This is a genomic window from Mycobacterium sp. E3298 (assembly GCF_001666895.1).
In the GTDB taxonomy this organism is placed as follows: domain Bacteria; phylum Actinomycetota; class Actinomycetes; order Mycobacteriales; family Mycobacteriaceae; genus Mycobacterium.
The window spans coordinates 1-9681 of sequence record NZ_LZJB01000471.1 but is presented as its reverse complement, the minus strand read 5'-3'; the positions used below and the strand labels follow the sequence as shown (position 1 = coordinate 9681).

Below are 9681 nucleotides of genomic sequence, written 5' to 3'. Positions count from 1 at the left end.
GACGCACCCCGACAAGGAGTTCCGCTCCGTATCCGACGGCGAGACGGTCAAGATCGGCGGGACCGAGCTGCGCGCGTTGCACACCCCGGGCCACTCGCCCGGATCGGTGTGCTGGTATTCGCACGACCTCGGCGTGGTGTTCAGCGGCGACACCCTGTTCTCCGGCGGCCCGGGCGCTACCGGCCGCTCCTATTCGGATTTCCCGACGATCCTGCAGTCGATCTCCGAGCGGTTGGGCAAGTTGCCCGGCGAGACGCCGGTGCACACCGGCCACGGCGATGACACCACGATCGGCGACGAGATCGTGCACTACGAGGAGTGGGTGGCCCGGGGGCACTGATGACGGCGCAGCCCGCGCATCCGTCACGCGCGCAGCGGTTTCCCGACCACCATGCGGTCCCCGGATTTGATATCACCGGCGATATCAAATCCGAAAGTCGCCACCCTATTGCCCCTCGAGGATCCGCCGCTTCTCGGCCTCGAACTCCTCCTGGGTCAGCGCCCCCGAGTCACGCAGCGCCGCAAGGGTTTTGAGCCGCTCCAGGCGCACCCCCTCGTCGGTCGGCTCGACGGGCGCCGCGGTCACGACCGGCGCCCCGTAGTAGGGATTCGCCGCCACCACCGCCCGGCGGCGGGTGCGGCTCAGCCACCGGCCCGACAACACCGATCCGGCCAGGCCCACCACGAACGTGGCGACGAACAGCCACACCGCAAAGCCGTAGGAACTCTTGTGGCCGAAGGCCAGTCGCGGGTCGATGTACCCGTTGACCTGTCCGTCGGTCGTGATGTTGTAGGTGCCGCTCGACGCGACGCGGGCGACCCACACCCGCACGTGCGCATCGTTGTTGACCGTCGTCGTCGTCCCGATGCTCTCGGTCACGACGGGCTGCGCCACCCCGTCGGGCGGCGCGATCGTGACGCCCAGCGGCGGCACCGGCAGCCCGCGGTCGGGGCCGCTGATGACGACGGTGTGCAGGCTGATGGTGACATCACCGGCGGGCAGGTAGAGGCTGCCCGACCCGGGGACGGGCACCTCGCCGTAGGCGTTGTATTTGTCCAGAAAGAAGGCGTTGAGCACCAGGGCGGCGATGAAGCCGCCCACCGATACGACCATCACGACGATGGCAGCGGCCAGCGAAATCTTCGCGAGCCGTCGGCTGCTCATCCAGGCAGTGTGTCACCGCGACGGCAGACGGCGCACACTGGGAGCCGGGTGAAACCGGTAAGGAGTGATACGCATGGCCAACGATCTCGTCGCCACGGTCCCCGACCTGTCCGGCAAGCTGGCTATAGTCACGGGTGCCAACAGCGGCCTGGGCTTCGGCCTGGCCCGCCGGTTCGCGGCCGCCGGCGCCGACGTCGTGATGGCGATCCGCAACCGCGCCAAGGGCGAGGTGGCGATCGAGCAAATCCGCAAGACGGTGCCGGACGCGAAGCTGACCATCGCCGCGCTGGACCTGTCGTCGCTGGCCTCCGTCGCCGCGCTGGGTGAACAACTCAACGCCGAGGGCCGCCCGATCGACATCCTGATCAACAACGCCGGCGTCATGACGCCGCCGGAACGCGACACCACCGCCGACGGCTTCGAATTGCAGTTCGGCAGCAACCATCTCGGGCACTTCGCGCTGACCGGGCACGTGCTGCCGCTGCTGCGCGCCGCCGGCAAGGCGCGCGTCGTCTCGCTGAGCAGCCTGGCGGCCCGCCAAAGCGGCAAGATCCACTTCGACGACCCGAATTTCGAGAAGTCCTACGCGGCGATGTCGGCGTACGGCCAGTCGAAGCTCGCGGTGCTGATGTTCGCCCTCGAGCTGGACCGGCGCAGCCGAGCGGGCGGTTGGGGCATCGTGTCCAACGCCGCGCACCCGGGCCTGACCAAGACCAACCTGCAGATCGCCGGGCCCTCACACGGCCGGGAGAAGCCCGCGCTGATGGAGCGGCTGTACAAGGCGTCCTGGCGCTTCACGCCGTTCCTGTGGCAGGACATCGACGAGGGAATCCTGCCTGCGCTCTACGCGGCGGCCGCCCCGCACGCCGAGGGCGGCGCGTTCTACGGGCCCCGCGGGTTTCAGGAGCTGGCCGGCGGCGGCGTCCGGCCGGCCAAGGTCCCGGCGCCGGCCCGCAACGAGGCTGACTGCCAACGACTTTGGGAGCTTTCCGAGCGGCTCACCGGCGTCAGCTACCCGAAGCCGGACTGACGACTATCGTTGGGACATGCGGCCTGAGCCAAGGATGCCCGAATCGAGCATTGTGGTTCGGCCCGAGCCCGTTTACACCCAGTCGTCGCGGCTGCAGGCCGCCGGGCTGGCGCCGGCCATCGCGATGTTCGAGCGCGCCGCCGAGCAGGTGGCGCTGCCCAAGCCGCCGCAGCCCATCGTCATCGCCGACTACGGCGCCGCCAACGGCCACAATTCGCTGAAGCCCCTCGCGGCCGCCATCGCGGTGCTGCGCCGCCGTACCCGTCACGACCACGCAATCCTGGTGGCGCACACCGACATACCGGACAACGACTTCTCGGCGCTCTTCCACACCCTGGAAGACGACCCGGAGAGCTACCTGCAGCTCGACAACGCGACGTTCGCGTCGTCGATCGGCCGTTCGTTCTACGACCAGATCGTGCCGTCCAAGACGGTCAACCTCGGCTGGTCGTCGTGGGCGACGCAGTGGCTGAGCGCGATGCCCGGGGAGGTGCACGATCACGTGCACGTCGCCTACAGCAGCGACGCCGCGGCGCGCGCGGCGTACGCCGAGCGCGCGGCGCTGGACTGGCACAACTTCGTCGCGTTCCGGGGCCGCGAGCTGGCCCCCGAGGGTCGGCTGGTGGTGATGACGATCGCGCTCGACGAAGACGGCACGACGGGGTTCCCGACGCTGATCGACGCGATGCTCGAGGGGCTGCGGGAGCGCGTGCGCGACGGCCTGGTGCGCGAGGACGAGGCGCGGCGGATGACCATTCCCACCTTCGCCCGCGGCGAGAAGGACTTCCGCGCCCCGTTCGCGCCCAGCGGGCGCTTCGAGGGCCTGACGATCGACCAGCTGGAGATGTTCAACGCCGAGGACCGATTCTGGGCCCGCTTTCAAGCCGACCGCGACGCCGAGGCCTTCGGCGTTCAGTGGGCTGCCTTCGCCCGCGCGGCGCTGTTTCCCGCCCTGGTGCGCGGGCTGGAAAGCGGGGTCGACGACGCCCGGGCCCGCGAGTTCGTCGATCAGCTCGAGCGCGCGGTCGCGGCTCGGCTGGCAAGCGCACCCGAGCCGATGCGAATCCCCCTGGCCCTGGTCGAGCTGGTCAAACGCGAACGATCCGGCGCGTGAGAGTTTCGACACATCCCGGCAACGGGTAACCCCCGACAATCGCGACCTGCGATTGCGAGGGGGTTATTGCATGAGCGTGCAGGACGACAAGTCGGCTGACCAGGACGCCGATCTCAAGTCGGCTGACGAGGACACCGATCAGAAGCTGACGGAAAAGCCCGAGCCTGACGAGGACGATAAAGCGAAGGCCGCCGAGATGATGGAGGCCTATAAGGAGAAGCCGACCATCGTGCTGCCCGGCACCGGCGGGAGCGTTTCCGGCACCGCCGTCAACGACTGGCTGGACGAGGACGGCAATCCCAAGCACGAGGTTCCCGAGGGTACCGACTCGAAGGCCGAAAATTCCGACGACGAGCGCGACGAGCAGGCGTTGAAGGAACAGATCGAGAAAGACAAGGAGCTCAACGAGAAGCTAAAAGAGGCCGCGGCCGCCGAGAACAAGGGCGAAAAGGGTTGACCCGTCGGCCCGTTCCGCGCTACGGGCCGAATTGAGGGATGCCGCTGATGCCCAAGTCGCCCGCGATCCCCTGCACGATCTGATTGACGCGGTCCAGCCCCGGGATGGGTTCGTTGAGACCCGGCACCGGCGGGATGGGCGGCACCTCGGGGATCCGCGGGGCCACCGGACGGGCGGGCCCGGCCGCGAGTGGGGGCGCCTGCTGCGGTTTGGCTGACGGGACGCTGCTGGACGGCGTCTCGGTGTTGGCCGGCGGGTTGGTGTCCGTGCTCGACGGCGGCGGAGCCTCTTGCGTCGGCGGCGCCGGCTGCGCCGTCGCGGTATTGGGCGGCGGGGCGGGCGCCCGACTGCTGGTCACGCCCGGAGCCGGCGTGTTCGCCGAGTCGTTCGAGGAGGTCAGGCCGATCGTGACCGCGGTCCCCACGAGCGCAACCGCGGCCGCCCCGCCGACGATCGCGGCCAGCACCGGCAGCCGAAACAGGCGGTTCTTGCGCTTGGCGATCGGCCGCTCGCGCGGCTCGTCGATGTCAATGGCGGGCGCGGCCCCCGTCGGCCTCTCCGACCCCACCGGAGCCGCCTGCGCCGTCGCCGTGACGGGCGCGGCCGGGGCGGCCCCCGTCGCCGCCGCCGCGAACGCCTCCCCGGGCCCGTGCGCCGCCCGCAGCGCGGCCCCGGTGGCGGCGGTCAGTTCCGGGCGCGCCGCGGTGATGACCGGGACGCGGAAGTACTGCGACAGCGTGGTGGTGATCGACGGGATGTGCGCCCCGCCGCCAGCGGAGGCCACCGCGACCAGATCTTCAATTCCGTTGCGCGCCAACGCGTTTTCCAACACGGCCACGAACCTGTCCAGCGGGGTGCGGATCGCGTCGTCGAGCTCCTCGCGGGTGACCCGGATTTCGCCGGTCAGCCCGTCGGCCACCGTGGTGACCGTGTTGAACGACAGCTCTTCCTTGGCGTTTCGGCACGCGGTCCGCAGCCGGCTCAGCGAGCCGATCGCCACGGTGCCGGCCGGGTCGAAGGACGCGGTGCTCGGCATGTTGGCGACGACGGCGCTCAGCAGCGCCTGATCGATTAGGTCGCCGGAGAAGTCGTGCAGCCGCAGGGTCGGGGCCAGCGCCTGGTAGTCGCCGTCGGCGCGCAGGAAGGTGACGCTGGTGCCGGTGCCGCCGAAGTCGCACACCGCCACCGTGCCGCGGCCCGGGATGCCGGCGTTGTTGCGCGCGGCGACGAGCGTGGCGGCGGCGTCGGGAATCAGCAGCAGGGGCCGGGCCCGGTTGGACCATTCGGCCACCGAGCTCAGCGCCGTGCCCACCGCGTCCACCGCCGCGGACGGCCAGTGGGCGGGGTAGGTCACGGCGACGCTCTCGGGCAGGGGCCGCCCGCCGGTGACGGCGTAGGCGAGCGCGCGCATGGCGTCGGCGATCAGTTGCTCGCCGCGGTGCACCGAGCCGTCGGGCGCCACGATGCCGCGGGGGTCGGAGACCCGGTTGACGAATCCGGTCAGCACCAGGCCGGGCTGGTTGAGCCGCGGGTTCTCGGCGGGGATGCCGACCTCGGGGGCGCGCTCGGGGTACAGCGTCAGGACGGGCTTGCGGGTGATGGCCTGGCCGGGGGCGACGGCCGCCAGGTTGGTGGCCCCGATCGACAGTCCCAGCGCGGTCTCAGCTCCATCGGCCATGTATCCCAACCCCAAACCTCAGCGACTCGCAAACCGGCTCGCCGTCATTGTGCCGCGGAAACCTGTACCGCGTCTCAGCGCAACCTAGGTGCCGGCTGTGCGGCGCGTCAGCGAATGTTGCCGGTCCCCGCGATCAGCGGGAGGTCCAGCGGCGTGACCCAGCCCGGCCGCAGGTCGTTGACGGCCGGCACCGCGTTGAGGGCGCGCATCCCGGTCGCCAGGCACCCGGCCGTGGCCGCGTCGCGGCCCGAGCCGTCGGTGAACCGGAACGCGGTCTCCTGGAAGATGCTGGGCGTGCCCTCGATGTCCACCCGGTAGACGTCGTTGTCGTGGCCGGACGGCCAGTCGGGGGCGGCGTCCAGGCCGATGCGGTTGACGTGCTCGAGCTGAATCCTGGTGTCGCCCTTGTAGATTCCGTTAATGGTGAACCGGACGGCGGCGACGTGCCCGGCCTTGATGACGCCCTTGACGGTGTGCCGCTCGGTGGGCGTCACCCACTTGTCCCAGGTGGTGGTGATCTCATCGAGCATGATGCCCGCGGCATGAGCGATCATCGGGACCGTGGCGCCCCACGCGAAGATCAACATGTTGGAGTCTTCGAGCATCGGGCTGTATTCGGGTTCGCGGCCGATGCCCATCTCGACCTCGTAGTCACCCTCGTAGTTGGTGTAGTCGAGCAGCTCGGACGCGCGCACCCGGCGCACCTCCGAGCACAGGCCCATCAGCGTCATGGGGAACAGGTCGTTGGCGAACCCCGGGTCGATGCCGGTGGTGAAGCAGGACGACTCCCCCAGCTCGCAGGCTTCGGTGATGGGCGCGATCCACTGCGGCGGGTTGAGGTGCATCGTCGGCCACACCCAGGGGGTCATCGCGGTCGAGCACACGTCGATGCCGGCCCGCAGGAAGCGGGTGATCAGCGCGATGTTGTCCTTGGCGTGCATCGCCGTCGGGCCGTAGTGCACCAGCGCGTCGGGCTGCAGCGCGATCAGGGCGTCGACGTCGTCGGTGGCCTTGATGCCCACCGGCTCGGGCAGCCCGCAGATGTCGCCGACGTCGCGGCCGACCTTGTCGGGATTGCTGACGCCGACACCCACCAACTCGAACAGCGGATGCTTGACGATCTCGGCGATCACCATCTTGCCGACGAAGCCGGTGCCCCAGACCACCACACGTTTTGAACCGTGTTCCGACATACTCACCTTCCCGTACCAGCCCCCGTGGGACTCACACTAGACCGGGCCGGTCGTCGCCTTGGCCGGAAACCTTCCCTAGCACCGCGTGTGGTGACACGATGCAAATCATGACCAAGCATGTGCGCGGGCTCTCGATCCTGTTCGCCGTCGCCGTCGCGGCGGCCCCGGGCGTGGCGCACGCCCTCCCCCAGATGCCCCAGGCCCGTTACGAGGTGACCGGTACCGGCGTCGCGCAGTACATCTCGTACCAGACCGACAACGGACAGCTGCACCAGGTGAATGCGCCGCTGCCGTGGTCGACGGAATTCACCGCCTTCGGGGGCCAGGTGTTCGTGGTCAGCGCGCAGGGGGTCGGCCCCATCCGCTGCCGGATCCTGCTCGACGGCAACGTCGTCGCCGACGCGCAGTCGGCCGGCGGCCGGACCGTATGCACCCATTAACGGAGGTCCTGTGAGTCTGAAGACGGGTATCGCGACGCGAACCAACGGGGCGCCTCCGCCGGAGGTCCCGCTCTCCGACATCCATCTGGAATCGCTCGACTTCTGGGGTCTGGACGACGACTTCCGCGACGGCGCGTTCGCCACGTTGCGTCGCGAGGCCCCGCTGTCGTTCTGGCCCGCGATCGAGATGGAGGGATTCGTGGCGGGCGAGGGTTATTGGTCGCTCAGCCGCCACGACGACGTGCACTTCGCCAGCCGTCACCCGGAGATCTTCAGCAGCACCCCCAACATCACGGTCAACGACAACGCGCCGGAGATCGCCGAGTACTTCGGGTCGATGATCGTGCTCGACGATCCTCGGCACCAAAGGCTGCGCTCGATCGTCAGCCGCGCGTTCACGCCGAAGGTGGTGGCGCGCATCGAGGCGTCGGTGCGCGAGCGCGCCCGCCGGCTGGTCGCGTCGCTGATCGCCAACCACCCCGACGGCGAGGCCGATCTGGTCACCGAGCTCGCGGGGCCGCTGCCGCTGCAGATCATCTGCGACATGATGGGCATCCCCGAGGACGACCATCAGCGAATCTTCCACTGGACCAACGTGATTCTCGGGTTCGGTGACCCGGACCTGACGACCGATTTCGACGAGTTCCTGAAGATCTCGATGGACATCGGCGCGTACGCGACCGCGCTCGCCGAGGACCGCCGCGTCAATCACCACGACGACCTGACCACCAGCCTGGTCGAGGCCGAGGTCGACGGTGAACGGCTGTCGTCGGCGGAGATCGCGTCGTTCTTCATCCTGCTGGTGGTAGCCGGCAACGAGACGACGCGCAACGCGATCAGCCACGGCGTGCTGGCGCTGTCCCGCTACCCCGATGAACGGGACAAGTGGTGGGCCAACTTCGACCGGCTGGCGCCGACCGCCGTCGAGGAGATCGTGCGGTGGGCCTCGCCGGTGGTCTACATGCGGCGGACCCTGACCCGTGATTTCAAGCTGAGCGGCACCAAGCTGGCCGAGGGAGATAAGGCCGTGCTGTGGTACAACTCGGCCAACCGCGACGAGTCGAAGTTCGCCAATCCCTGGCAGTTCGACGTGGCGCGCTCCCCCAACCCGCATTTCGGATTCGGCGGCGGCGGGGCGCATTTCTGCCTGGGCGCCAACCTCGCCCGCCGCGAGATCCGGGTCGTCTTCGACGAATTGCGCCGCGAGATACCCGACATCGTCGCGACCGACGAGCCTGCGCGGCTGCTGTCGCAGTTCATCCACGGCATCAAGGCCCTGCCGGTCGCCTGGACCCCGCCCCGGTAGCGCTCAGTCCGGCTCCGCGAGCAGACACAAACTCGCACTGAGCGCCGCAAAATTGTGCGAGTTTGTGTCTGCTCGACCAGGTTTATCGTTACTGCATGACGATTCCCGAGTTTCCTAACCCGGAGGTGCTGGCCGCCCGCGAGAAGCTCGTGCTCGACCATTTCCACGACGAGGTCCGCCAGGACTGGGACGACGTGTTGGCGACGTTCCCGCATCCGCGCTACGAGCTGATCCCGCAGATGATCGTGCACGACGGCGACAGGGCGGTGCGCGACTACTACACCTACACGCGCACCGCCTTTCCCGACCAGGACCACGAGATCATCGCGCTGCGCCACAGCGCCGACGCGGTGATCGTCGAGTTCTGGTTGATGGGCACCCATCGCGGTTACCTGGGCAAGGTCCCGCCCACCGGCAGCCGGTTCCGGGTCCGGATGACCGCCTACTTCGTCTTCGACGACACCGAAACCCTTGTCTGCGAACGTATTTACTTCGACACGCTGACCATGATCAAACAGCTGCTCGGCGGGCTGGACATGAAGAAGCCGGCGAACTGGCTGCTGGCCGCGCGCTGCGCGCGCGGCTTCCTGTCGATGTCGTCGGAAAAGCCCGACCCGGCGCTCACGGGTGCCTAGACTCTCTGCATGCGTGGCCTTTACGCGTTGGGCGGCCTGACCGTCGCGGCGATGCTGGCCGCCTGCCCCGGCGCCGCGGCCGCACTCGGATTCCGGACCGCCTTCGTCGCGCGCCCGATGGAGTTCGGGGCCGACGGCGAGGCCGACGTGGCCTATTCCGACGAGTTCGACGTCAACGCGTCCGACTTCTTGGACCTGGCGGCACAACTCGGCCGCTGATCAGCGGCGCGCCGACCCGGTCAGGGGTTGCCCGGTGGCGGACTGCAGCAGGCAGATGACGGTGCTGGGCGTGGGGTCCGCGCCGGTGCGGTCCTGGTTCGAGTCGATGAGAAACGTGATCGAGAACGGGCTGCCGTCGACGGATCGCCCGGTGTACGGGGCGAATCCGTCGTTGCAGTCCTTGTTGGCGACGATGGCGACGGCTTTGTCGACGGCCAAGGGACCGCGCAGGTACACCTCGGCCAAATGTGGTGTGGCGCAGTCGACGGCGGTGACGGTCACCCGGCTCAGGTCGATCGGCGGAAGGTCGGCCACGCAGTCGCCGACCTGCAGTTCGATCCACTTCACGGTGTGCGAGGTGGTGGGGGCGGCCGCGGCGCCGGGGCAGGCGGCCAGCATCGCCGCGACGGTCAGGCCGCCCAACGCGTAAAGGCCACGCATGCA

11 protein-coding genes and 1 pseudogene are annotated in these 9681 nt (G+C 69.1%); 8 read left to right on the top strand and 4 right to left on the bottom strand.

The window, feature by feature from the left end:
• On the top strand, positions 1–340 hold a 340-nt coding region (locus A9X05_RS21675), incomplete at its 5' end, for an MBL fold metallo-hydrolase (protein ID WP_156736893.1).
• Between the two features lie 105 nt (positions 341–445).
• Here the strand turns inward: A9X05_RS21675 and A9X05_RS21670 are convergent.
• A complete protein-coding gene (locus tag A9X05_RS21670; protein ID WP_067783992.1) occupies positions 446–1165 on the bottom strand; it encodes an SHOCT domain-containing protein in 720 nt (239 codons plus the stop codon).
• A 73-nt stretch (positions 1166–1238) separates the two neighbouring features.
• Between A9X05_RS21670 and A9X05_RS21665 the strand changes: the two genes are divergently transcribed.
• The 3 genes from A9X05_RS21665 to A9X05_RS21655 all read left to right on the top strand — a co-directional run bounded on the left by A9X05_RS21665 (position 1239) and on the right by A9X05_RS21655 (position 3766).
• Positions 1239–2195: an SDR family oxidoreductase gene (locus A9X05_RS21665; RefSeq protein WP_067783990.1), complete on the top strand. Its 957-nt coding sequence runs from the start codon at positions 1239–1241 to the stop codon at positions 2193–2195.
• Between the two features lie 16 nt (positions 2196–2211).
• Positions 2212–3309: an SAM-dependent methyltransferase gene (locus A9X05_RS21660; RefSeq protein ID WP_067783988.1), complete on the top strand. Its 1098-nt coding sequence runs from the start codon at positions 2212–2214 to the stop codon at positions 3307–3309.
• Positions 3310–3379: 70 nt separating this feature from the next.
• Positions 3380–3766 carry a hypothetical protein gene (locus tag A9X05_RS21655; RefSeq protein ID WP_067749633.1) on the top strand — a complete coding sequence of 129 codons (387 nt, stop codon included), beginning with the start codon at positions 3380–3382 and terminating at the stop codon, positions 3764–3766.
• 19 nt (positions 3767–3785) lie between these two features.
• On the opposite strand, the gene A9X05_RS21650 is transcribed toward A9X05_RS21655, so the two are convergent.
• Positions 3786–5444, bottom strand: a complete 1659-nt coding sequence (locus tag A9X05_RS21650) for an Hsp70 family protein (protein ID WP_067783986.1) — start codon at positions 5442–5444, stop codon at positions 3786–3788.
• A gap of 107 nt (positions 5445–5551) precedes the next feature.
• Entirely contained in the window at positions 5552–6637 is a 1086-nt protein-coding gene (locus A9X05_RS21645) for a dihydrodipicolinate reductase (RefSeq protein ID WP_067749629.1), read from the bottom strand.
• Positions 6638–6744: 107 nt separating this feature from the next.
• Between A9X05_RS21645 and A9X05_RS21640 the strand changes: the two genes are divergently transcribed.
• The 4 genes and pseudogenes from A9X05_RS21640 to A9X05_RS21625 form a co-directional block, all read left to right on the top strand.
• Positions 6745–7077 (top strand): MmpS family transport accessory protein, encoded by a 333-nt coding sequence (locus tag A9X05_RS21640; protein ID WP_197499162.1) that lies wholly within the window; start codon positions 6745–6747, stop codon positions 7075–7077.
• A 10-nt stretch (positions 7078–7087) separates the two neighbouring features.
• A complete protein-coding gene (locus A9X05_RS21635; protein WP_067783984.1) occupies positions 7088–8383 on the top strand; it encodes a cytochrome P450 in 1296 nt (431 codons plus the stop codon).
• A 95-nt stretch (positions 8384–8478) separates the two neighbouring features.
• A complete protein-coding gene (locus tag A9X05_RS21630; protein WP_067783982.1) occupies positions 8479–9018 on the top strand; it encodes an ester cyclase in 540 nt (179 codons plus the stop codon).
• Positions 9019–9090: 72 nt separating this feature from the next.
• Positions 9091–9237 (top strand): annotated as a pseudogene (locus A9X05_RS21625) (haloacid dehalogenase type II); the annotation flags it as partial.
• On the opposite strand, the gene A9X05_RS21620 reads toward A9X05_RS21625, so the two are convergent.
• Positions 9238–9678, bottom strand: a complete 441-nt coding sequence (locus tag A9X05_RS21620) for a hypothetical protein (protein WP_197499163.1) — start codon at positions 9676–9678, stop codon at positions 9238–9240.
• Between the last annotated feature and the right edge of the window lie 3 nt (positions 9679–9681).